General features: G+C 40.2%; 24 protein-coding genes and 1 tRNA gene. 14 read left to right on the top strand and 11 right to left on the bottom strand.

Features of this window, described 5'->3' with window-relative positions; genetic code table 11:
* Window position 1: 1 nt before the first annotated feature.
* Window positions 2–484: a 3TM-type holin gene (locus ACO1XM_RS10095; RefSeq protein ID WP_486228475.1), complete on the top strand. Its 483-nt coding sequence runs from the start codon at window positions 2–4 to the stop codon at window positions 482–484.
* Between the two features lie 33 nt (window positions 485–517).
* On the opposite strand, the gene ACO1XM_RS10090 is transcribed toward ACO1XM_RS10095, so the two are convergent.
* The 4 genes from ACO1XM_RS10090 to ACO1XM_RS10075 all read right to left on the bottom strand — a co-directional run bounded on the left by ACO1XM_RS10090 (window position 518) and on the right by ACO1XM_RS10075 (window position 4,351).
* A complete protein-coding gene (locus tag ACO1XM_RS10090) occupies window positions 518–1,093 on the bottom strand; it encodes a hypothetical protein (protein ID WP_486228473.1) in 576 nt (191 codons plus the stop codon).
* Window positions 1,094–1,105: 12 nt separating this feature from the next.
* Entirely contained in the window at window positions 1,106–2,368 is a 1,263-nt protein-coding gene (locus tag ACO1XM_RS10085; protein WP_486228471.1) for a site-specific integrase, read from the bottom strand.
* A gap of 246 nt (window positions 2,369–2,614) precedes the next feature.
* A tRNA-Ser gene (locus ACO1XM_RS10080) sits at window positions 2,615–2,699 on the bottom strand.
* Between the two features lie 122 nt (window positions 2,700–2,821).
* The gene (locus ACO1XM_RS10075; protein WP_486228469.1) at window positions 2,822–4,351 is read right to left on the bottom strand and encodes a hypothetical protein; all 1,530 of its coding nucleotides are present in this window, start codon (window positions 4,349–4,351) and stop codon (window positions 2,822–2,824) included.
* A gap of 52 nt (window positions 4,352–4,403) precedes the next feature.
* Between ACO1XM_RS10075 and ACO1XM_RS10070 the strand changes: the two genes are divergently transcribed.
* Complete coding sequence (locus ACO1XM_RS10070; protein ID WP_486228467.1) at window positions 4,404–4,754, top strand: MGMT family protein; 351 nt, start codon at window positions 4,404–4,406, stop codon at window positions 4,752–4,754.
* Between the two features lie 227 nt (window positions 4,755–4,981).
* Here ACO1XM_RS10070 and ACO1XM_RS10065 read toward each other — a convergent pair whose 3' ends face one another.
* Window positions 4,982–6,439 carry a sodium:solute symporter gene (locus tag ACO1XM_RS10065; protein WP_486228465.1) on the bottom strand — a complete coding sequence of 486 codons (1,458 nt, stop codon included), beginning with the start codon at window positions 6,437–6,439 and terminating at the stop codon, window positions 4,982–4,984.
* A gap of 89 nt (window positions 6,440–6,528) precedes the next feature.
* Between ACO1XM_RS10065 and ACO1XM_RS10060 the strand changes: the two genes are divergently transcribed.
* The 3 genes from ACO1XM_RS10060 to ACO1XM_RS10050 all read left to right on the top strand — a co-directional run bounded on the left by ACO1XM_RS10060 (window position 6,529) and on the right by ACO1XM_RS10050 (window position 8,733).
* Window positions 6,529–6,810: an ATP-dependent Clp protease adaptor ClpS gene (locus tag ACO1XM_RS10060; RefSeq protein ID WP_127121958.1), complete on the top strand. Its 282-nt coding sequence runs from the start codon at window positions 6,529–6,531 to the stop codon at window positions 6,808–6,810.
* Between the two features lie 62 nt (window positions 6,811–6,872).
* Window positions 6,873–7,481 carry a recombination mediator RecR gene (recR, locus tag ACO1XM_RS10055; RefSeq protein ID WP_486228463.1) on the top strand — a complete coding sequence of 203 codons (609 nt, stop codon included), beginning with the start codon at window positions 6,873–6,875 and terminating at the stop codon, window positions 7,479–7,481.
* A 55-nt stretch (window positions 7,482–7,536) separates the two neighbouring features.
* On the top strand, window positions 7,537–8,733 hold the full coding sequence (locus ACO1XM_RS10050; protein WP_486228461.1) for a pyridoxal phosphate-dependent aminotransferase: 1,197 nt from the start codon (window positions 7,537–7,539) through the stop codon (window positions 8,731–8,733).
* A gap of 423 nt (window positions 8,734–9,156) precedes the next feature.
* Here ACO1XM_RS10050 and ACO1XM_RS10045 read toward each other — a convergent pair whose 3' ends face one another.
* On the bottom strand, window positions 9,157–10,371 hold the full coding sequence (locus tag ACO1XM_RS10045) for a carboxypeptidase-like regulatory domain-containing protein (protein WP_486228459.1): 1,215 nt from the start codon (window positions 10,369–10,371) through the stop codon (window positions 9,157–9,159).
* 326 nt (window positions 10,372–10,697) lie between these two features.
* Between ACO1XM_RS10045 and ACO1XM_RS10040 the strand changes: the two genes are divergently transcribed.
* The gene (locus ACO1XM_RS10040) at window positions 10,698–11,648 is read left to right on the top strand and encodes a sensor histidine kinase (RefSeq protein ID WP_486228457.1); all 951 of its coding nucleotides are present in this window, start codon (window positions 10,698–10,700) and stop codon (window positions 11,646–11,648) included.
* Window positions 11,645–12,385: a LytR/AlgR family response regulator transcription factor gene (locus ACO1XM_RS10035; RefSeq protein ID WP_486228455.1), complete on the top strand. Its 741-nt coding sequence runs from the start codon at window positions 11,645–11,647 to the stop codon at window positions 12,383–12,385. Before ACO1XM_RS10040 ends, ACO1XM_RS10035 begins: the two co-directional genes overlap by 4 nt.
* Before the next feature lie 80 nt (window positions 12,386–12,465).
* Here ACO1XM_RS10035 and ACO1XM_RS10030 read toward each other — a convergent pair whose 3' ends face one another.
* Entirely contained in the window at window positions 12,466–13,815 is a 1,350-nt protein-coding gene (locus ACO1XM_RS10030; RefSeq protein ID WP_486228453.1) for an energy transducer TonB, read from the bottom strand.
* The gene (locus ACO1XM_RS10025) at window positions 13,808–14,371 is read right to left on the bottom strand and encodes an RNA polymerase sigma factor (protein WP_486228451.1); all 564 of its coding nucleotides are present in this window, start codon (window positions 14,369–14,371) and stop codon (window positions 13,808–13,810) included. The genes ACO1XM_RS10030 and ACO1XM_RS10025 overlap by 8 nt, the downstream gene beginning before the upstream one ends.
* An 82-nt stretch (window positions 14,372–14,453) precedes the next feature.
* On the opposite strand from ACO1XM_RS10025, the gene ACO1XM_RS10020 reads away from it, so the two are divergent.
* Window positions 14,454–16,304, top strand: coding sequence for a vWA domain-containing protein (locus tag ACO1XM_RS10020; protein WP_486228449.1), 1,851 nt, complete (start codon window positions 14,454–14,456; stop codon window positions 16,302–16,304).
* A gap of 50 nt (window positions 16,305–16,354) precedes the next feature.
* On the opposite strand, the gene ACO1XM_RS10015 is transcribed toward ACO1XM_RS10020, so the two are convergent.
* Window positions 16,355–18,235, bottom strand: a complete 1,881-nt coding sequence (locus ACO1XM_RS10015; protein ID WP_486228447.1) for a glycosyltransferase — start codon at window positions 18,233–18,235, stop codon at window positions 16,355–16,357.
* A 107-nt stretch (window positions 18,236–18,342) separates the two neighbouring features.
* On the opposite strand from ACO1XM_RS10015, the gene ACO1XM_RS10010 reads away from it, so the two are divergent.
* Window positions 18,343–19,068, top strand: coding sequence for a class I SAM-dependent methyltransferase (locus ACO1XM_RS10010; protein ID WP_486228445.1), 726 nt, complete (start codon window positions 18,343–18,345; stop codon window positions 19,066–19,068).
* Here ACO1XM_RS10010 and ACO1XM_RS10005 read toward each other — a convergent pair.
* Together ACO1XM_RS10005 and ACO1XM_RS10000 are read right to left on the bottom strand one after the other, a co-directional pair.
* The gene (locus ACO1XM_RS10005) at window positions 19,065–19,820 is read right to left on the bottom strand and encodes a glycosyltransferase family 2 protein (protein WP_486228443.1); all 756 of its coding nucleotides are present in this window, start codon (window positions 19,818–19,820) and stop codon (window positions 19,065–19,067) included. The genes ACO1XM_RS10010 and ACO1XM_RS10005 overlap by 4 nt on opposite strands.
* A gap of 5 nt (window positions 19,821–19,825) precedes the next feature.
* A complete protein-coding gene (locus ACO1XM_RS10000) occupies window positions 19,826–20,635 on the bottom strand; it encodes an FkbM family methyltransferase (RefSeq protein ID WP_486228441.1) in 810 nt (269 codons plus the stop codon).
* A 61-nt stretch (window positions 20,636–20,696) separates the two neighbouring features.
* On the opposite strand from ACO1XM_RS10000, the gene ACO1XM_RS09995 reads away from it, so the two are divergent.
* From ACO1XM_RS09995 to nadD, 5 genes are read left to right on the top strand one after another with little or no spacing between them, the layout of a single operon-like run.
* On the top strand, window positions 20,697–21,794 hold the full coding sequence (locus tag ACO1XM_RS09995) for a glycosyltransferase (RefSeq protein ID WP_486228440.1): 1,098 nt from the start codon (window positions 20,697–20,699) through the stop codon (window positions 21,792–21,794).
* 28 nt (window positions 21,795–21,822) lie between these two features.
* Complete coding sequence (locus ACO1XM_RS09990; RefSeq protein WP_486228438.1) at window positions 21,823–22,410, top strand: sigma-70 family RNA polymerase sigma factor; 588 nt, start codon at window positions 21,823–21,825, stop codon at window positions 22,408–22,410.
* Between the two features lie 12 nt (window positions 22,411–22,422).
* Window positions 22,423–22,695 carry an anti-sigma factor gene (locus tag ACO1XM_RS09985; protein ID WP_486228436.1) on the top strand — a complete coding sequence of 91 codons (273 nt, stop codon included), beginning with the start codon at window positions 22,423–22,425 and terminating at the stop codon, window positions 22,693–22,695.
* Complete coding sequence (gene gmk / locus ACO1XM_RS09980; protein WP_486229536.1) at window positions 22,692–23,267, top strand: guanylate kinase; 576 nt, start codon at window positions 22,692–22,694, stop codon at window positions 23,265–23,267. Before ACO1XM_RS09985 ends, gmk begins: the two co-directional genes overlap by 4 nt.
* 12 nt (window positions 23,268–23,279) lie before the next feature.
* Window positions 23,280–23,852, top strand: coding sequence for a nicotinate (nicotinamide) nucleotide adenylyltransferase (gene nadD, locus ACO1XM_RS09975; protein WP_486228434.1), 573 nt, complete (start codon window positions 23,280–23,282; stop codon window positions 23,850–23,852).
* The last annotated feature ends 4 nt before the right edge of the window (window positions 23,853–23,856 follow it).

The raw sequence follows: 23,856 nt of genomic DNA, 5'->3' as shown, positions 1-23,856 counted from the left end.
CATGGAGGCAAGTGAAGTTGGTAAAAAACCAGCTATTGGAGGATTTTTGTCTAAAATTCTCGGAGCTGGTGTAAAAGAGACAGTCGATTCCATAGGAAATGCAATCGACAAAATCGACAAGTCAGATGAGAAGCTTGAGCTTCAATTGAAGTACAAGGAACTTCTCATGAACATGGAAGGAGCTTGTATTGATTATGAAAGCAAGCTCCTGGAAACGAAATCAAAAATCATTGAATCAGAAACAAAAGGTGAAAGCTGGTTGCAACGAAACTGGAGGCCGATACTTATGTGCATCTGCATGTTTATAGTTTTCAATAACTATGTGCTTGTGCCATACTTCAACCTTCCGGTAACTACTCTTGATGACCACATCTGGACTTTGATGGACTTGGGTGTTGGAGGTTATGTAGCAGGAAGGTCACTTGAGAAGATTAGTGAGAACCTGGGGCCAGTACTTTACAATGTGGGAAAGAAAAAACGCTGAGATGGTGAATCTCAGCGTCCATAATAGTTGAGGTTATAAACTGATACCATTCAAATGGGTTTTGGAATTCTTACCGTTTTCCAAAATCCGTTTGTAGTATTTATGTGCTTTAGAAATATGACCTTCCATTGACCTTTTATTTGGAAACGGTCCTGCTTCACACTCCGGACACCAATACTCAACAACCTTCTCTTTGTCTGCCTTCAATCTCTTGTAGAACAGTTCACTTAACTGCCACACCGCGAGGGAGTGGCAGAAGCATATTAGAAAACTGATCGTTGCTAATTTGATGTTCAGCATTGATGGCTCCTGAATCGCAAGGAACCAATGGTCATAGTAGAAGGCATTTATAAAAAAGCTAACAACTGCATAGAACTTTCCAGTTGTTCTATAACCGTTGATAATGAAAACTAGAATTATGAATTCAATTATACTGGCTAACGCAATTCCATAAACCCAGTTCAAAATTGAGAAACCAAAAATGGTCATATCTAAGTGTTCAAGATTCTTAAAAAGGTGACCAGCATGTGGGACGTAAAGAATGATGAGCATAAGTGCTCCGTGAAAAACAACTTCTTTGCTTTCAAGGTATGTGACAATCTTATTCATTGGAGTAATGGATTAAAGTTGAGGTTTGGAATTTTGAGTTATTGCAGGAGCTACTGATTTTGTATTGAGCCTGTTTCGAAGATTCTTCATGTCTTCGCTCACTTTCAAATCAAGGATTTTTGCATAGTGTTGAGTAGTCTTTAGGTTTCTGTGGCCTAGCATCTTACCCACTGTTTCAATCGGTACACCATTCGAAAGCGTAACAGTAGTAGCAAAGGTGTGTCGAGCTGTGTGGAAGGTCATTTTCTTAGTGATGTCACACGCATCTGCAATCTCTTTCAGATAGGTATTCATCTTTTGATTACTCAAGACAGGTAGCAGTCTTCCTTTGATGACGCATTGAGGATCATCTTTGTATCGTTCAAGAATTTCAAGAGCTTGAGATAGTAGGGGAATTCTGGTCGCAGTGTCAGTCTTTTGTCTGCTTGTCCAAATCCATTTCTCACCATCAATTCCAGTGGTGATTTCTTCGCGGGTTAGTTTTTCAACGTCTGCGTATGCTAATCCGGTATAGCAGCAGAAGATGAAAATATCGCGCACCTGGTTCATGCGTGGTGCTACGAATTGTTTGGCTATAATTCGTTTTAGTTCTTCATCCACCAGAAAGGGACGTTCTACCTCCCGTTTTGTCATTTTAAATCCTACAAACGGATCGCGGTCAAGCCAAGCGTTTTTCATGCAGATGTGGACAATCTTCTTGAAATTAGATAGGTACTTGACTGAAGTATTGTGATCGCACTTTCTCTTCGACTTTAGCCAAAACTCATAATCTGCAATAAATTCATAGTTGAGCTTCTTAATATCGATGTCGTCAATTTTGAACTTCCATTTAAGATAAGCCTCAGTATGTCGGTACGAGGTTTCATAACGTTCCAGTGTTAGCGGTGAGAACTCACGATTGACAAGAGCTTTCATTTGCTCATTGTGTTGTTTGAAAACCTCCATCAGCATTCGTGGCTTTTCGAAAGAAAGGCCATACCATTTTGCCTTGATGTTGTCCAGTGTGACTTCCTTTCCTTCAGTCATCAGTTCGCGCTGATAGTCGAAGGCCTTGAACTTGAATCCTTCAAGTATCTTATTTACTCTCCGCGAGTCCTCCGAGTTGGTTTTTAATTTGGAATTTTGGACAGACCACTCGCTGAGTTTTACCTGAATTTTTGTGGCGATGCTGATTCGCTTTTCACCAATTCCAATTCTCATGAAAACTGGTGCAAATCCCTCATCCGTTGCTCTTCCTTTTCGAGCGAAAAACTTTACTGCAATCGACTTTCTCATATCCCTTAGTATTAAATGGTTAATGTATTCACTACACGGTGCCGAAATCAAGTCGTCCATTATATGAACATCTTGATTATCAGCTATTTAACCTCTTTTTGGTACCAACTTCCCGTCTGGAAGTTTGGTACCAGCTCTGGTACCAAGGGATTGCGATTTTTCGGTTGATTTTGGTATGCCCTAAAAACAAAAAACCCCGAAATCGTGAAGATTTCAGGGTTTTGATTGTCTTTGATTATTAATCAGCAGAGGAGGAGGGATTCGAACCCCCGGACGCTTTCACGTCTCCGGTTTTCAAGACCGGTGCAATAAACCGCTCTACCACTCCTCTGTGTTATTTCCGTGGCCTAAAACCACGAAACGGTCGGTTCACCGATTTTTAAGGAGTGCAAAGGTAGAATTTCAGATGATTCATGCAAAATTCTGAGTGAAGATTCTTACCCAGGACGCCAATTATTCCTCACTAAAATCAATAAAAACTTTGCGTAAGGCTTGTGTATCAACACGGGGCTGATTTTTTTGAAAAGCATCGATCTCCAAAAGCACCAGTTTTTGGTCATTCATAGCAGTGCGCAGCTTATCAATGTCTTTTTCAAATTCTGCATTTCTCCGCGCTGACTTCAGGGCGTACTTCTTGGCGAACTCATCTCCGGCCGCTTGCACCTTATTTCTGATTTCAATAGTTATTTTAATTTTTTCCAGAATAGCCTCCTTAGAACGACCAATAACTTCAGTGGCTTCAAGCGTACCTAAAGTCAACACGGTAGTACCGCCAACGCCCGACACAATTTTTGAATTATCAGGTTCCAACGCCAAAGGCGATAAACCGGTAACACCACCCAAGGTTGCGTTAATAATAGAGCGGTGCTTTTTGCCCTTTCTTGCTTTCTTATAATCCTGATTGAGCTGCTTCTGGTTTGCATCCAGCATATTAATCAGTTGCATGGCCGACAACATATTGTTATAGTACTTCTGATACTGAAGCGCATCCTTCTGAACCAGATTTTCAGCATCATTAATGCGCACACGGATTTTACGTTGCGAACGATTATTAGACTTGTCCAGTGTAAAGAAAATGATCTCGTTAATTAATTGCTTCTGATCTTCGTCTACAAAATCATAACCAGGCGACCATGTAAATTCATACTGCAAGGGTGTATTCTCTTTCAGGCAATTTTCAGGCACGCGCAAATCTTTCGATAAAAAGCCGGCACTCCGAATGTTGTCATCACCATTGGGATCTGAGATGTACAGTTTCAAATTGAGGGTCTCATCTTCTTTTAAAGTAAAAACAGAATCTCCAGGAACAATTAGGATTTCCGGGGGTAAATCTTGTTGCGTCTGTGCAATTTTTAACCTGCCTTTTGTTTCGGCCTTCTCTGGTTGATCTTGTACAATAAACTCTACGAACAAGGGATTCACTTTCAATGCATTGAATTGACCACGCGAAGGTTTCCACAAAAACTGTCCCTGCGATGATAATGAAGACTCCTCGGGCATTTGTGAAGGAATCGCTTTGAAAACCAGTGGATCACCATCGGGGTCATAGGCGTAATCACCGGAAATCTGATAGGTATTATTTGAGGCTTGCTTTACATAAAAAGCGGGCAACTCTTCCACTACTGGCGGGCGGTTAACGTGATTAATGGTGAAGGTAATGGCCTTACGCAAGCGCTGGCCATCTGCTATAGTGGCATGGAAAATAATTGTCAGCTCTTTTGTTTTGGCAATACGATCCACAAGATCGAAAGAAGGCTTCCACCTGAAGTTGCCAGCTGAGTCTAACTGAATGTCTGTAGTCTCCGCATTTTCAAGGGAAAAGCGTGTGGGTAAATTGGCATTGGTTTTAATTACATAATTGAGCTCTTCGCCCTCGTTCACATTCGTCCAGCTTTCGTTAGAGGGGAAAATCCACTCGTGAGTCTGTGCCTGACAGAGATGGACACAGAGAACGAGCAGTAAAGCGAAGCTTAATTTTTTCAAGGCTATAGGTCTCGGTTAAAAATGAGCTGTAAATTTAGCAAGTTGTAAACGTATGAAAAGCACACAACAACAAAAGAAACCACAAGCGTACAATTTCTTCGAGGATGTGTACGAAGTGGTGAAACTGATCCCAAAAGGAAGGGTGAGCAGCTATGGTGCCATTGCCAACTACTTGGGCACCAAAATGAGTGCCCGCATGGTGGGGTGGGCCATGCATGGTGCACCCAAGGGGGTGCCTGCACACCGTGTGTTGAATCGTAACGGTATGCTTACAGGTAAACACCATTTTAAGACTCCAGATGCCATGCAAAAGCTGCTAGAAAAGGAGGGTATAAAGGTTGTAAAAGACAAAGTGCAAGACTTTTCTGAGAAATTCTGGGACCCTGCCAAAGAGTTGGCCTGACGTTTTTGGAATGAAAATTCCCAAAAAAGGAAGAAAATCTTACCAAAAGCTCCAAAACACCTCAATTGAGGCCATTTAGTACATGGCACACTGTTCGTATTATAAAGATTAGGAGTCAACATAAGCTTCGCTTTGGGGAGCGAAGCCAGAAGATATGTGGGGTTGGTTTTAATCGAGAGAGAGGTCGCCTTGAAAAAGGCGGCTTTTCTTTTTTAGGGCCAGAAAATTTAAACAACCACCTTTTTCTCTTCAGACGAAATAAGCCACAAACCCAGGAAGGTAATCAGTCCATTAACAATGAGTATTTCAATTCCGAAGTTATAGCCATTGAATAAGGCTTTTGAGTTAGCGCTGATCAGATAAGAAAACAGGGGCGACAAAACACAAATCAAGGGAACGAGCTTGCCCTGAACATGCCTTTTGTTGGATAGACCAAAAGCAAACAGGCCAAGCAGTGGGCCGTAAGTATAACCTGCTACATTGAGGACTGCATCAATGACAGAGCGTTCATTTATTTCTTTGAACACAAGGATGATGATGAGAAATAACACGGAGAAAGAAACGTGCACAATAAATTTTTCTCTGCGTTTCTGATTTTCGTTTTTGTTTTTAAAGTTGAGAAAATCAATGCAGAAAGAAGTGGTAAGACCCGCCAAGGCAGAGTCGGCACTGGCATAGGAAGAGGCAATGATGCCCAGTAAGAAAAACACACCTGCTACTAATCCAAATTCAGTAAGCGCCAGTTGGGGAAACAATTCATCGGATGCTGCCGGTATGGCAATGCCTTGTTGTGCACTGTATAGATAAAGCAAGGCACCCAGCGTAAGAAAAAGTAAGTTCACCACTACTAAAGTCAGGCTGAACCAAAACATATTTTTCTGTGCTTCACCTACATTTTTACAGGTCAGGTTTTTCTGCATAATCTCCTGGTCCATGCCCGTCATGGTGATGGCAATGAAGGCGCCTCCAAAAAATTGTTTGGGAAAGAAAAGCGTGCTGTTGACATCATCAAAATAAAATATTCTGGAGTAGTTACTCTGTTCAATAAGGGCAACCATTCCACTGAATGAGAGCCCCATACGACTGGCAATAATGTAAACACAAATAGCAACAGCAGAAATCAGAAACAAGGTTTGAAAAGTATCCGTCCACACGATGGTTTTAATGCCACCCTTAAATGTATAGAGCCATATCAACACAATGGTTGTGGCCACTGTAAAAGCAAAGGGCACACCCCAGGCATCAAAAAGAAAAAGCTGTAATACAGTAGCAGCAAGATAGAGGCGCAACGATGAGCCTATGGTTCGTGAAACAAGAAAAAAGAAAGCACCGGTTTTATAGGCATATTGGTCAAATCTTTGCTCCAGGTAAGTGTAAATGGAAATAAGATTGAGTCGGTAATAAAGTGGCATCAACACAAACATGATTACCCAGTAACCAACCAGATAGCCCAGTACAATCTGAAAATAGCCAAAACCAATTTTACCGACATTGCCGGGCACTGAAATAAAGGTGACACCCGACAAGCTGGCACCAATCATACCAAAGGCCACCAGATACCAGGGAGACTTTCTGTTGGCGGTGAAAAAGGTGGTTGTATCCGCTCCTTTCGAGGTAATTAGCGAAATGCCAATCAAAACTGCGAAATACAGCACCATAATGGTGGCTACTAAACCTGGAGTCATAACTCAAATTTGCCCCAAACAATTAGTAAAAAAGGGGAAATCCAAATCTCTTTTTATTTGTTAATACCTTTGTTATTATTTTTGTAGTTATGAAGCCAGATGTTTTGACAGAAGAAGAAGTGGAGCTGTTGGAGGTGATCGAGATCACCGAACAGATGGAGTTGGTTGTTTTCAATGACGACTTCAACACTTTTGAGCATGTAATCCGAACGCTTATTAAGGTTTGCAAGCATACGCCCGAACAGGCGGAGCAGTGCACATGGCTTATTCACCACAAAGGTCGTTGCACAGTTAAGCTTGGTACATTCGATTTTCTAAAACCATACCGCGATGCTATTTGTGAAGAAGGCATCGATGCAAAAATTCTTTAAGTCTAAGACTTTAGACATAAGACACAAGATTTTAGACTTAAGATTTATTATTTAACCCCCTAATGGAATTCCCCTCCAAACTAATTGAAGAAGCTGTCAACCAGGTATCCAAACTTCCGGGTATAGGCAAAAAAACTGCCCTGCGTCTGGTGCTTCACTTAGTAAAAGAGAAACAGGAAAATACTTTTGCTCTTACAGAAGCGCTGTCTAACCTGAGAGCCAACATTCGTTACTGTAACAAATGCCACAATATCTCCGATGCTGAAATATGTGGCATTTGCCTTAGCCACAGACGCGATCCATCGCTGGTTTGTGTGGTAGAGGATACGAAAGATGTAATGGCTATCGAGAACACAGCGCAGTTTAATGGACAGTACCATGTATTGGGTGGTGTTATTTCACCGATTAATGGTGTAGGTCCGGGTGAGTTAAAAATTGAATCGCTCGTAAAGCGAATTACAGATCCTGCCAATGATGTGAAGGAAGTTATTTTAGCCTTGAGCCCGACCATGGAAGGGGACACCACTTCTTTCTACATCCACAAAAAGATTAAGGACCTTCCTATTAAGATCAGTGTAATTTCCCGAGGTGTGCCCATTGGTGGCGACCTTGAATATGCCGATGAAATAACATTGGGCAGAAGTATTTCAGGAAGAACACTTTTTAGTTAAGCAATATTTTTACTTCCCCCTTCTTTGCTCTAACTTACCCCCTTCAATTTTTATTATGAAGAAACTTTCTAACCGCATCGAAGCTATTCAGGAATCGGCTACACTGGCCATGGCTGCCAAAGCACGCGAGTTTAAATCAAGAGGTATTGATGTAATCAACCTTAGCTTGGGTGAGCCGGATTTTAAAACGCCTGCACATATTTGTGAGGCTGCAAAAAATGCAATCGATGACGGTCGCTATTTCTCCTATCCTCCGGTAGCGGGCTACCAGGATTTGCGTGAAGCTTTAGCTGCTAAGTATCAGAAAGAAAACAACGTGCCCTATAAGGCAGAAAATATTGTAGTATCGAATGGCGCCAAGCAATCTATAGCCAATACTATGATTGCCTTGTTAAATCCTGGTGATGAAGTAATTGTTTTTTCTCCGTATTGGGTGAGTTACGATGCCTTAGTACGACTTGCTGAAGGTACACCTGTGCTCGTAAGTGGTAGCATTGAAAACGATTTTAAAGTAACGGCTGCGCAACTTGAAAAAGCCATCACACCTAAAACAAAGGCTGTTATTTTTTCCTCACCATGCAATCCTACCGGATCTGTATTTACTAAAAAAGAATTGCAGGACATCGCCAATGTGGTATTGAAACATGAAAATTTACTAGTCATTGCCGATGAGATTTATGAACACATAGATTTTAGCGGAGAGCAAACCAGTATTGCTTCTTTCCCGGGCATGTTTGACCGCACCATTACGGTGAATGGTTTTGCCAAAGGCTTTGCCATGACGGGCTGGCGTGTGGGCTACATAGCAGCACCAAAATGGATTGCCGATGGTTGTAACAAGGTTCAGGGCCAGATTACATCAGCTAACTGCTCTATTGCACAGCGTGCGGCATTGGCTGCTATTGCTGGCGATATAACCCCTACAAAAAAAATGGTGGAGGAATATCGCAGAAGAAGAGAAGTGGTCTACAATCTATTAAAAGATATACCGGGGGTAAAATCTAACTATCCACAAGGTGCTTTTTATTTCTTTCCGGATGTAAGTTCTTTCTTCGGTAAAACAGATGGTACCACCAAAGTGAAAAATGCTGATGACCTCTGCATTTATCTGCTGGAAAAAGCAAACGTGTCTTTAGTATCGGGTGGTGCTTTTGGCGATGAAAATTGCGTGCGCCTGTCTTATGCTGCTTCAGAGAGTGATTTACGAACAGCACTGCAAAGAATTAAGGATGCATTGGCTTTGCTCAAGTAGTTAAAGTTGAGAATGGTCAATAGTCCATGGTCGGTTGACCATTGTCAATTATCTAGAATTTATAGCTGGAAACTAATCAGCTATTCCGCTTCTTACTTTTCTGAATTTGCAATTTAGATTTTAAAATTTTGGAAATAAGCCGCTCGAATGGCTAATATTTGAGCAGTGACGATGAGCGTCAAATGTTTGTATAAATAGTATAGTAAGAGATCAAGAGATACAAGTTTCGAATTGTGAATTTGGAAGAATTTGCTTTGATATTAATCACCACCCCTTCCCCCGCCTCGCTGGCGGGGGACAAGGCTACGAATAATATTTCACGTTGATTGAATAAATGGTTCTATTATCCATCAACCATCGACTATTGTCCATTGACCATTGATAATTGTCCATTATCAACAATGCTATAAAGCGTTAACTAATTTAGTTTTCCTCAAACTGCTTCTCCAAGGGGCCTGCCTTTTCAAGGTCGGCAATAATTTGTGAATCGAGTGGCGTGCGTTTGATCACGTTATAGCTATCCCAAAAAGCTTTGTTATAGTTAAAATGCTGAAACTGTAAGCCATAGCGTTTCATACTTTCAGTGGCTCCGATTCTGGCTACAGGGTTTGTGTCGATTTTATTAATTAGCAGTTGTTGAAACAATTCAGTTTTAAACTTGAGCTCATCTTTCTCCATGTCGTACCAGTTAATAGCGGAAGTCATCTTCATAAAACTGATATACATTTTCCCCTCATAACGTTTAAACTCCACTACTTTATCGGTACCTGCAAAACGTCCTTCCAGACCTTTTCTTCTACCTACTACATCTTTGGTGTCATTGGTAGTACTGAACTCAAAACGTATAATGGCATAATCCTCTTTATCAATAAAAAAGCGCAAGGTATACTCACCAGCGTAAGCCACTACAAAAATTTCATGCCCGTTATAATAAGAATCTTTTTCTCGACTCATTACGGCAAAGAGCTCCTCTCTCGCTTCAATTTGTCTGTATCGAATATTATTGTTGAGTAATAGATCCTCCAGTAAATTATCCTGATCAAAATAAGTAGTGAACTTGCTTTCATAGCCAAGACTTTGCCTCATTTCTACCAGCTTAACACGCTCTTTTAGTTTATGCTTGTTTCTGGGCTCTTTCGAGTCTTCATCATAAATCTGCACAGCAGCCTCCATGAGTGAAATATAAGTGCCGCCAACCCGCTTGATGTCGCGGTAAAAACCATCCAGTAAAAATGGCTTTTGCGGGAGGTTATCATCCGCCCGGGCGAGCGCTATCCGTAATACATCTCCACCTTTCAGCGAGTCCTGCACGATAAGCTCCTGCAGGTAGGTAGTGGAGCGTTCCATTTCTATACTAACTGAGGGGCTACCGGTAATTGACCAGATCGGAGCTTCGTAGCTTTTATAGCCAAGCATACTTACAACCAAAATCTCGTTTCTGAACTCATTGGGGATATAAAAGTCAAATTCTCCCTGCAGGTTACTGATAACACCCAAAGATTTGCCTTTTATGCCGATTGAAGCAAAGGCAAGTGGCTCCTGAGAGATTTTATCCACCACTCTACCCGACAAGGTAATGGTTTGAGCCTGTCCAAGATTAAAGCAGACAACGAAAAGAATGATCAGGAACCTTCGCATTTTAATTATTGACCTTAAATATGGTGAAGGGCGGTAGTTTTTCAAATGTAACGTAAGATAAACCCTAATATTGAACGTTTATCGCTTTATAGAAAACTTTAACCGGGTTTGCTTTTCCATGACTAACTTTAGTCTCAATTTGTGATTTCTTGGGCTTATTAGACAACATACCGAATATCTGGAAAAGGGCATATGTCCTGTTATGCCTTTGGTATGCCCTTAATTTTGGTGTCAGCACTATTCTGCAATACGAGTTTGAAACGCCTCATGCCTTCATTTTTTGGAATGCGCTATACTTATTTGAGGCCTTGTGTGTACTCATCATCATGATATTTTTGTACGCACGGTTTCTGTTTCAATTCAGTGTCTATGTCCAGGTTGCAGGTCATATTTTTGGCACAACCGTATACTTTTTTTTGATGGGTTCATTGTCCTATTACCTACAAGATTATGTAGAGGGCTATGTTTATTTTGATCATTGGAAAGAACACCTGCTAGGTTTGTTAAAATGGGAGGGTGTCGATTTTCATAATCAGTATGTAATTTCATTAGCAGTTTTTTACATTATTCAGTATTTCTACAACGTACAGAAAAAAGAGCAGGAGAAAAGTGAGCTCACTCTGAAGAACAGGGAGATGCAACTTTCTTTATTGAAATCGCAGATAAACCCTCATTTCCTCTTCAATACTCTTAACTCGATTAATACCCTGGTGGGCTCAAGCAAAGAGCAGGCACGAAAAGTAATTACACAGTTGTCTGATATTTTTCGCTATGCGCTCGACTCACATGGCGACCAAATGGTTAAGCTATTACACGAAATTGATTTCATTGATAACTACATGCGTATTCAGCAAGTACGCTTTGGTGAGCGTTTACGCTTTGTAAAAAATGTTGATTTTACCTGTCTGGGGGTTTCTATTCCCCCCATGATTCTTCAACCCCTTGTTGAGAATTCAGTTAAATACGGTATTGCGCCAAAAGATGAGGGGGGGACCATTGTACTGACGGTTAAGCGTAGCGAGAAAACAATTTTTTTCGAAGTAAAAGACGATGGCCTAGGCTCCAAGGCAAAAAAAGTGATGGACAGCTACACCGGATCTGGTGTAGGCTTAAGCAACACCGATCAACGACTCCGGAGTATTTTCGGACCTGGCTCGGGTTTACGAATACGCTCAAATGAAAATGGATACTCAGTAAGTTTTTTTATACCTGCTGAAATTGATGTGCCAAACACAACAACACACTTGATAAACGAAGAATTAAATAAAGCTGTATGAAAATTAATTGCTTAATAATAGATGATGAACCGCTGGCAAGAGAACTCCTGAAAGAGTTCCTAGAACAGCATCCTGATTTGACCTTAATGGGCGAATGCTCAAAGGGAACCGAAGCAGTTGATAAAATTGATGAACTGAAACCCGATTTGATTTTTCTGGATGTGCAAATGCCAGGCATGAACGGTTTTGATGTACTCGATGAAATTACGCATGATCCCTTTGTTATTTTTACAACGGCCTACGATCAATATGCCATCAAAGCTTTTGAAAAAAATGCTGTTGATTATTTATTGAAGCCAATCGATCATGAGCGATTTAAGCTGGCTGTTGACCGGGCGATCGGACGCATGAACACCGATAACAATGTAGGTGAGCTCTTACGCAATATGAAAACGGAGAACCGTTCGTCATATGACTCGCATATCTTTGTTCAGAAGTCCGAAAAACTCATTAACCTCTCTGTGGAAGAAATTGAGCACCTGGAAGCTTCAGGTGATTACACAATTCTAACAACTAAAAACGATCAATTCGTAAGTTCTTCCGGTATTGGTAAACTCGAAGAAATTTTAAATCCGGATATTTTTATTCGGGTTCACCGAAGCACCATCATTAACATCAATTCGCTTAAAGAAATTGAAAAACATTTTAACGGAGGCATGATTGTGAAAATGAATAATGGCAAAAGCTTTCCGGTGAGTCGCACGTATGCAAAACTGATCAGAAAGAAAGTAGTTTGATGAATGGACAAATTTCAGATTCAAAATTTCAAATTGAGTAAGTAGTTTGAAATTTTGAATTTTGAATTTTGAATTTTGAATTATTTCCCCGGTATCTGAAAATTTAACCTCACCCTTGCTTTGTCACGAATGGCTTGATTATCTTTTTTTGTAGCCACCCAGGCGGGGCCTTGTCTGATCAGACGAATCAGCTCTTCATCACAACCATTGCCAATTCCTTTTACAACCGTGAAATTGCTAAGGCTTCCATCTGTTTCCACGAAAAATTCAACCGTTACTCGTCCTTCTGTTTTATTGTCAAGCGCACTTGGTGGATAAACCAGGTTTTCTTCCAGGTACTTTCGATAAGCTCTGCTACCAATTGCCGGATGTGCCAGATCAACAGTTGGCGTTGTTTCGTTCCTGTCGTTATAGCCATATCCTGTTACCACCACCTCGCTTAGCTGTGTTACATCCGGATCTAAGGCCACATTCAAAGGATTAAAATTGGTGACATTTACCTCTTTGGTTTTCAGACCAATGAAAGAGTAGACCAAGGTGGAGGCAAGGGTGGCACTATCGAGTATAAATCTCCCCTCTACATCAGTAATGGTGCCAACAGTAGTTCCTTTCAATGTAACGTTTACTCCGGGCAAGGGTGTTCCATCTTGCGCAGAAGTTACTACACCACGAATGGGTGATGCTGGTAACGGTGCATTCGGACTTTGATCAGCAAGGCTTCTCTTTGCTTTTTCAGTTGTGGAGGCGCCCCTTACACCAACAGGTATTGATGACTCAGCCTCTTTACTAGCCTCGCTCACAGCAACTGGATCTGTCTTTTTTTCTTGAATTTCAGCAGCACTGCTTACAACAGGTGGCGTTAACTCAGTTTTATTTTCTTCTGTTTGTACTTCAGCTTTGGGAACATCAGCCATCGGTGCGGCAGCTTTTTCAGCTTCCACTACTGGTGTTACTGTAAGATTCTTTTTTCTTTCGATGTCTTTTAATCTACTCTTCTCCTCTTTTTCCTCTTCCCTTTTGTCTTCAACCAGCGCCAATTGATTATTTGATTTTTCACTTGTGGCGGTATCGGTTTTTAATTCATTGGGCGTGGCTTTTTGAAGTTGTTGACTATCGCTCAACTTTGGTACAGAAGTAATCTCTTCACCTAAATTAATAATGAGATAAGTGGCAATAAATAGTATGATCAAGCCTGCAGCAATACGCAGACTCCAGACCAAAACAGTATTGTTCTTTTTGGTTTTTGAATTAATATTCTCATAAAGTGCTTTAATATCTTGTTCAAATTCAGCGGCATTAATTTGTTCTGCTCCTTCCAGGGCTTCCGCAAGAAAAGGATCAGACAAGGACTTCTTTTCCAAGGCATGCCGCTCTGCAGGAGTCATTTCTCCGTTCAGGTAACGTTCAATATCTTTTGAATAATCAGTCATTGCGCTCCATGCAGATTTTAAGATTTCGCTTGCCGTTTTGTATATAGCTTTTCACTTTTAACAAATCATAACCTGTTTGCAAAGACACCTCCTGATAGCATTTCTCTTGCAGGTAAAACAATTGCACACAATTTTTTTGTTCCGTATTCAGTGTTTCCAGACACTTTTCTAATTTACTGATATTACTTTCTAGTTCCTCACCATCTTCCAGATGCGGTTCCTCCACCTTTTCCATAATAAAAGAAGAGATTTCCTGGCTTGATTTGCCTTTGACGCTCCTTAAATACATTAAACAATGATTTCGGGCCGAAACATAAAGCCAGCTTTTGAAATGATTTACCTCGTGGCTTAACAAACTGGTGAGCAGTTTTTCGAAAAGTTGCATAACAGCGTCCTTTGCCAATTCCCTGTCTTTCAGGTATTTCAGACTAAGGCCATATACAAGGTGCGTATAACGTTTATAAAGTTCACCCACCAATTCCTTATTCTGCGAGGTTTTATATGCCTCAATCAGGTCAGAATCGCTCATTTCATGGATGGCTTTGCCTAAAAACATTTTTTAAGATACAATTTTTTAAATGTCGTATGGAATTTCTGAATGTACTGCATCTCAATAGCAAAACAACAAAATAAAGCGTATGAAAATAAAATTGATCACACTCGCCATGGTTTTGTTTTGCTTTTCGGCATTACAAGCCCAACAAAGAAGTATCAGCGGATTAGTTACATCTGCTGAAGATGGTTCTGCACTGCCAGGTGTAAATGTTGTTCTCAAAGGAACAGCCATCGGAACGGTTACTGATCTTGCCGGTCATTACAGCATCAAGGTTCCATCCACAGGGGGTACTTTGGTGTTTTCCTTTATAGGTATTCAGACAAAGGAAGTTAAAATTGGTACTGGAAATACCCTTAACGTTACTATGTCTTTAGACGTAACCCAACTAAGTGAGGTAGTAACAACTGGTAATGGTAAAGAATTAAGACGTAGTAAGAAATTCGACACCGCAGCGCCAAGCAGTACGCATTATAATATGCATATACCTTATCAGGATTATGTACAACAAGAAGTGAATACGGAAGAATATGATGGCGTAACGGAGAATATTTTTAAAGATGTTTTTAAAGATCCGCTTTCAACTTTTTCCATAGATGTTGACGAGGCATCCTATAGCAATGTTCGTAGGTTTATTAACAACGGCCAACAACCGCCCAAAGATGCCGTAAGAATTGAAGAACTGATTAACTACTTTGATTATAACTATGCGCAGCCATCTGCTGAGCATCCTTTCAATATTATTACGGAAATATCCACAGCGCCCTGGAATGAAAAGCATAAGCTGGTACATATTGGCTTGCAGGGTAAAAGTATACCTACAGACAATTTACCATCCTCTAACCTGGTGTTTCTAATTGATGTGTCCGGTTCCATGAGTGATGTAAATAAATTGCCTTTGTTAAAATCATCTTTTAAAATGTTGGTAAATGAGCTTAGGCCACAAGATTATGTGTCTATAGTAGTATATGCAGGTGCTGCTGGCGTAGTGTTAGAACCAACCTCAGGTAAAGACAAAGAAAAAATTATTGGCGCACTAGATAATTTGCAAGCTGGTGGTTCTACGGCCGGTGGTGCGGGTATACAGTTGGCCTATAGTCTTGCCGAAAAACATTTTAAGAAGGAAGGAAACAACAGAGTAATTTTAGCTACTGATGGTGATTTCAATGTAGGCGAATCGAGTAATGAGAGCATGGAAAAACTGATTGAGCAAAAAAGAAAGAGCGGAGTTTTCTTAACAGTGCTTGGTTTTGGCATGGGAAATTACAAAGATTCCAAAATGGAGATACTGGCCGACAAAGGTAATGGTAACTATGCTTACATCGACAATATCACAGAAGCAAAAAAAGTATTGGTAAATGAATTTGGGGGCACCCTGTTCACCATTGCCAAAGATGTGAAGTTGCAAGTTGAGTTTAATCCAGCCAAGGTAGCAGCGTACCGATTGATAGGGTATGAAAACAGAATGTTGAAGAACGAAGATTTTAATAACGATAAGAAAGATGCTGGTGAGTTAGGTTCAGGGCACACCGTTACAGCTTTATATGAAGTAATACCCGTTGGTGTAAAAAGTGAATTCTTCAGTGTTGATGAATTGAAGTATCAAAAAAATGATGTAACCAAGACAGCGCAGGGTTCTGATGAGTTAATGACTGTTAAATTCAGATACAAACAACCTGATGGTGATGTAAGCAAACTCATCGTTCATCCGATGAAGGATAAACAAATCAGCCTGTCGAATACGTCAGATAATTTCAGATGGTCAGCCGCTGTAGCAGCCTTTGGTATGTTACTGCGCGAATCGGAATATGCCAATAGCTATAACTACGAGAAAGTTGTGCAGTTAGCGCAAAGTGCAAGAGGTAAGGATGAGGAGGGCTACAGGGTCGAGTTTATCAACATGGTGAAATCCATGGGCTTGATGGCTAAAAAATAGGGGATTGGTTTTATAAAAATGTAATAGTCAGTTGGGCTGACTATTACATTTTAATCGATACTGTATTGCATGACTTCCCTGTAAACCAGTCTGGTTTTAGCAGCTGTTGTTTCTTTTGAGAAAGTAAGTACAGTTGCATATGCGTTATCGATCACTGTACTGCGCAGTTCTGCTGAACTGATTAATCGTTCAATACAGGCGGCCAAGCCTGCCGAATCTTTTGGTTTTACAATGAGTCCGGTTTTTTCATGTTTAACCATTTCAGGTATACCACCCGCGTAGGTAGCCACTACGGGTACTTTAGAAGCAAAGGCATCTAATACGCTGGTTCCTAAACCTTCTTCTGTTGAGGTAATTAAGAAGATATCAAGACAGGGCAGAATTTCTGTAATATTATCGCGGAATCCTGTAAAAATTATAGTGTCTTTCAGGCCTTTTTGAGCTGCATAATTTTTGAGTTCTTTCTCAAGAGGTCCCTTTCCAATAATAAAAGCAATTACAGGGAGAGACTTTTTCGCCAACACTTCAATGGTGTCAATAAAAGTGAAATAATCCTTATGCCCTGCCAAAGCAGATGTATTTCCGATCAAGATTTTATTCTTTTCAATTTTAAACTCTTCACGTAACAGGTTAATATTACTCTTTACCTTGAATTTTACAATATCTACCCCGCTATGTACTGTTATACATTTCTCCGGATCACGGAGGTGCGGTTTAACGATATTGGCGATTGCATCTGATACACAAAGTATTTTTTTGATCTGAGGATGGTTGTATTTCCAATCTGAGAATAGAGAATTACTAAGCTCAAAGTCAACCCTTCTGCTTAAGATAAGCGGCTTGCGCAGACCAAAGAGTGTTGCTAATACAGCAAGGCTATGTGATTTGGAACTATGTATATGTACAAGGCTTGCTTTTTCTTTTCGTGCAATCCAGCAAAGTTTAAAAACGGTTACAAGGTCTATCGAATTCTGAAAAAGTGACTTATAATAACGAATACCATTCTTTTTGCAGTAATCCTCAAAGCTTGATCCATTTTTTACAAATGCAATAGATTCGATATTATGCTTTTTAAGTTCGCCAATCAGATAAGCAATTTGTTGCTCCCCTCCGCGCCAGGTTGCCTCTGAGCTAAGCTGAATAACTTTAATAGGTTTCTCTGCCTCAATATTTTTATATAGCTCCTTGAGTTTTACATAACGAAGAAAACGCTCGAATGAAGCCATGCGGGCAATAACAAATCCCTTATAGCCATCCAAAAATCCCCGCTGTAGTATGAAGTTTTTGAAAAAGTGAAAACTGGGTTTAGCAATACCGTGAAAAAATATAGAAGGTTTTACACCATTTTGAAAATCCTTTTGAGCTGTGAGTTTACTGTAGAGAAAAATTTTCTGTACGTGATGCTCCAGGCTGAGAATAGAGTAATGCAATAAGTCACCCATAACGATCAGCTGATTGGGTTTTGTTTTGAATTCCAATCGCTCATGGATCTCGCCTACCCATATTGCATCACCCTTTTTAAATAGCCTGATCTTATACTCGGGGTACCACCCACTATGTTTTATCCATGTGCCACAATAATTATTAATCCTTGTAAAAATATAAGCATCCTCTTTTATCGATGGTTTTATTTTCAAGAGGTTGCTGCGAAGCTCAGGGGAAAGCTCTTCATCAGCATCAATAGATAAAATATAGTCGCCCTTCGTGAGTTCATTTGCCTTATTCTTTGCGATGGAATAACCTTCCCAGACAGATTGATAAACAATTGCCCCAAGCTCCTCGCAAATCTCTTTGGTACGATCTGTTGAGTTTGAATCCCAAACAACAACTTCATCTACAACACCGAGTAATGACTTTATACACCGCTCAATGTTTTTTTCTTCATTAAGGGTAATGATAACAGCAGAGATTTTTACCTGAGTTGAGGACATAGTGTTAAAATACCGGACAAAGGTATGGCAAGGACTTTACTATTCATCTATATGGCACCGATATTTTAATTGTAATTAATACATTCCAACTATTATATTTGACTTACATGAAATATATTCCGGAGAACACCTCGAAGAATACCCATAACACTGTTGCTGCGTTACTGCTTGCTGATGGCGATAAGCTGCGTGTACTTGATATCCCCAGCGGAGCAGGGGCATTTACACAACGCCTGCTCACAAAAAATATTGAGGTGCATTCAGGGGACATTGAAAATTTTATGGAAGTTGATAATCCCAACTTCAGAGAGGGCAATATGAATGAACGTCTCCCGTATGACGATGCCTTCTTTGATGCAGTTGTATGCATCGATGGCATTGAACACCTTGAGCGTCCCTTTGACTTTATTACTGAATGTAGTCGGGTGGTAAAAAAGGGCGGGAACGTAATTATTTCAACACCTAATATTAACGCATTGCGTTCGCGCTGGCGTTGGTTTTGGACTAGCCACCACAACAAAAACAAAGTACCACTTAACGAGAATAATCCAACGCCACTGCATCATATTAATATGATGGCTTATCAAAGATTACGTTATATACTGCATACGCGTAATTTTAGAATAACTGCCGTTACTACCAATAGAATAAAGTGGATAAGCTGGTTGTATATCATTTTTGTGCCCTTTGCTTACCTTGTTACAACCTTTGTTTATAGGAGGGAAGAAAAAGATTCAGGACAACGTGCCGTTAACGAGGAAATTAAAAAACACTTATTTTCAAAAGCCTTGTTATTCGGAGAAACAATGATAATAAAGGCACAAAGAATCTAATCTCTTTTTTGAAGCTCTAACAACTTTGAGTACTTCATGAAACGATAATAGGCTCCACTAACAGCAACCTGGAAACCGGTTAGCCCATCCAAAAAACCTAGTTTTAGAAAATAGCTTTTACAAAAAGTCATTAGTGGGTTTAAAATGAGGTGCAACAATATCGAAGTTCGCTTCCCTTTTTTATAAGCTTCTTGTGCGGCAATGCCAGAGAATTTATTAATCTGATTGAGATGATCTGATAAAGTTTTGTAAGTGTAATGCAGCAGATCTCCTTTTAGCTTTTTAACCACAGCTGTAGACTCCATGATAATGCGATCATGGGGATTTACACCACCCCATTTCCCCTTTGTTCTATTCCACAACCTGATCTTGGTGTCGGGGTACCAGCCGCCATGGTGAACAAATTCGCCACAGTAATTATTTAGACGATTGAATTTATAGGCATCTGCTCCGGGGGCTGCCTTTATGTTAAGTATTGATTTTGTAAGTTCTGCACTAAGTTCCTCATCGGCATCTAACGACAAAACAAAGTCATTTTCCGCCAACGCCATAGCATAATTCTTTTGTTCGATGTGCCCTCTGAATTTCTCTTTAGTGAAACGTACATTAAATCGCTTACATATTTCCTCGGTGGTATCTGTTGAGTAAGAATCGACTACAACAATTTCGTCAGCAACAGGCAACACAGATTGCAAACATCGTTCAATATTTTTCTCTTCGTTAAAGGTAATAATGGCTACAGATAACTTCATGAATTTTAAGAGAAGAAACGGTCTAAAGGACCAAGAGGTTTCTGCATGGCTACAGTATTCTCGCCAATATAGGTGATGGCGTAGTTATTCTTGATCAGATGTTGCTTGCAGTCATCCCGATCCTGTACCGATAAATGAGAGTGCTCAAAGGCTATAACATCGGGTTTGGTTTTTTCGATGTTAAACATCTTAATAATCTCATAATCATAACCCTCAGCATCAATTTGAAGCCAGTTTAATTTTTGAACTCTATATTGATGGCAGAGCGTTGGCACGCTGATACATTGGATTTTTTCTTCAGCGATATAGGCATCAAGGTTTGCAGGCAACTTCTCTCCATACCTTTTAGCGCATCGCGCCACATGACCTGATGCGATGGCCTCTTCAATCACATCCTTTTTAAAGGAAGTTAATCCTGTAGCCCAGCGTGACTTAGAAAAGGCAATTTTATAAATGGTTTTTTCTCCGTCAGCAGTATCCAGGGCCGCATTGAGGGGGCATACATTGGGGGTATTTTGGTGTAATCTTTTAAGGAAGGTATTAAAAACATATGTTTGCGGCTCAAGCATTACACCTCTCCATTTATCCCGGATAATGAATTTATAAAGAGGGTCGTGAAAAAAACCATCATTAGCACCCACTTGAACAAAGACAACCTCGGAATGAATACGCGAATAAGCATCCAGTAATTCGGCAAGGGAACCCTTTTTGGGTTTATAAAAATTCTTGTAAAAGAACCTGTTAATTAAACTGGCATTGGCGCTCAAATTGAAAATAAGCTTCTTATAGCCACTTTTTAGGTTAGCAGTTAGCATAGGTAAGGATTGCAACAAAAATACAGTAATTTGCCATCAAAATTTAGTCATTAGTCCTTTCATGGCCATTAAAGTCTTAGTCATCTCCAATTACAGATCCACCGTAACCGTACGCCCTGAGGCAGAAATTTTTATCGGACTTAAGAAACAATTTGACTACGATGTAACGGTAATGACTTTTGGCGATGGTGAATATGTTCCCAAATTTGAGGAAGCAGGTATCCGTGTAATTGACTTTCATCCAGTTAAAAAATTCAGTTGGGCGCAGGTCAGACGCATTAGAAAGGAATTGAAAGAAGGTGGTTATCAAATCATGCATTTGTTTAATAACAAAGCCATGGTGAATGGTATTTTGGCGGCTATGGGTTTGCCCGTGAAAGTGGCTATCTATAGGGGGTACACCGGCAATATTCATTGGTGGGATCCTTTCATGTATCTGAAATATTTAAGCCCCCGTGTTGATAGAATTGTGTGTCTTGTTGAAGCGATTCGGGTATTAATGCGGAAGAACCTTTTATTCAATAAAGACAAGGCTATAACAATAAACAAAGGGCATGATGTTAATTGGTACAACGATGTTACTCCAATTGATTTGAAGGAGCAAGGTGTTCCTGATGATGCTTTTAAAATTGTTTGTGTCGCCAATGTTCGTCCTATGAAAGGGATGAAATATTTATTGGAAGCTACCCATTATTTGCCTGCCGATTCTAACATTCACTTGTTGCTCCTGGGTAATGGCATGGATGCTCCGAAATTCAAAAAAATAATAGATAAAAGCCCTATCAAAAAGCAAATTATAAACCTTGGTTTTCGTAAAGATGCCCTTCGCGTTGTTAAAGCATCGCATGTGTTTGCTTTGGCTTCCATTTATGGTGAGGCCATTACCAAATCCGTTATTGAAGCAATGTCATTAGGCGTTACACCCCTTATAACAGATATAGCGGGCAATGTTGGCCTAGCAATTAACGGAGAAAGCGGCCTGGTGGTGCCTGCACACAATGCTAAAGCTTTGGCAGAAGCCATGATAAAACTGAGCCAGGATCGAGATTTAACTGCCCTTTTGGGTAAAAATGCCCGAAAACATATTGAGAAAAACCTCAACACTAGCAATACCGTAAAGGCTTTTGATGTAATGTATAGGGATTTGGTAAACAGCTAAACATTTTTGCCAGTATATTCGCCTTGTAATGGAAGAAGAATTCATTAAAAATAATTATACAGACGCTCAAAAACAGGAAATTTTTGACAAGGAGTTTATGCCCCAGATAAACGCCATGTACAATTTTGCCTACAGGCTTACCCTGGAGCGCGATGATGCCAAAGATCTTTTGCAGGACACCTATTTAAAGGCATATCGTTTCATCGATTCTTTTCAGCAAGGAACTAATGCAAAGGCATGGCTGTTTCGGATTTTGAAGAACAGCTTCATTAACGATTACCGAAAGAAGAGCAAAGAGCCCTCCAAGGTAGATTATCAGGAAGTTGAAACGTATTACAACTCAGAGGAGGTAGACCGGCAAATTACCCCTGACCTGCGTGTGGAATCTCTCGGTAATATGATTGGCGATGAGATTTCTAATGCATTAAACGCATTGGATGTAGATTTTCGGACTGTAATTATATTGTGCGATCTGGAGGGCTTTAAGTATGAGGAGATGGCTAAAATTCTGGACATCCCCATTGGTACTGTTAGAAGCCGCCTGCATCGTGCCCGCAATCTGCTAAAAGAAAAGTTAAGTGAATACGCTAAATCCATGGGATATAAAACAGCCTAAGCCTCTGAGTTTATGAATACACCTGATAAGAAAAATATGAAACATGAATGCCCTCATCAGCAGGAGTGTTTACAACTACTTCAGTCAATACTGGATGGCGAGGCAACACCTGAGCAAAAGGACAGGTTTATGGGCCACCACCTGGAAGAATGTATGCCCTGCTATCAGAATTACCATTTAGAGGTAGCCATTCGCGACTTACTAAAAAAGAAGTGCTCTAATGAAGCGCCTCAGGATTTAGTAGACAGCATTAAACAAAAGGTTATTCAAAACCTTTCAAAATAATGGCGGGCAAAGCGTTAATTTTTTCTGCACCCTCGGGTTCAGGTAAAACCACCATTGTACGGCATCTGCTACAAAACAATGCTGATCTTGGTTTTTCCATCTCTGCTTCTACCCGCGATAAACGTGGGCGTACAGAGCAGCATGGTAAAGATTATTATTTTCTTTCTCCCGAAGAATTTAAGCAGAAAATAGACGCTAATCAGTTTATAGAGTGGGAAGAAGTATATGAAGGTAACTTCTACGGAACCCTGAAATCTGAAATTGAAAGACTTTGGAATGAGGGTAAGAATGTAATTTTTGATGTTGACGTAAAAGGCGGATTAAGTCTTAAAAAATATTTTGGTGACAAAGCATTGGCCGTATTCGTAAAAGTGCCTTCCATTGAAGTACTCAAAGAAAGACTGAAAGACAGGGGTACAGAATCTGAGGAAAGTCTATCAAGGCGCTTGTTCAAGGCTAAATTTGAAATGGGCTTTGAAGATAAATTTGATGTGGTGTTGGTGAACGAAGACAGGGAACGCTCCTTGCAAGAAGCACAAAAGCTTTACGATGAATTTAAAAAACGAAGCTGAAATTTTTAACAAATGAAAATCGGCCTCTTCTTTGGTTCCTTTAACCCCATCCACACCGGCCACTTAATTATTGCTAACGTAATGGTAGAAACTACCGATCTTGAGAAGATATGGTTTGTTGTTTCTCCACAAAACCCTTTCAAACCCAGTAAAGGTTTATTGCACGAGTTCGATCGTTACGACATGGTTCGAGCCGCCATACACGACAATTATAAATTTGAAGTATCGAACATTGAGTTTAACCTGCCTAAGCCAAGTTATACAATACATACTCTGGTTCATTTAACCGAAAAATATCCAGATAAGGAATTTAAAGTAATCGTGGGTGAGGATAACCTGGAGCGCTTTTCAAATTGGAAGAACCACGAGTTAATTCTTAAAAACTACGGATTATATGTTTATCCACGACCCAACGCGCAACCCTCCGACCTAAAAATGCATCCTAATGTGCGTATGGTCGAAGCCCCGCTGCTGGATATTTCTGCAACCTTCATCCGTAACAATATCCGTTTGGGGAAGTCTGTACGTTATCTAGTACCCGATCCTGTTAATGAGCAAATTCTAGCCAAAAAATTTTATCATTAAGTGA

Source organism: Chryseotalea sp. (assembly GCF_057350905.1).
Note: the sequence above shows the minus strand (reverse complement) of the source record. Positions and strands in the feature narration are given on the sequence as shown.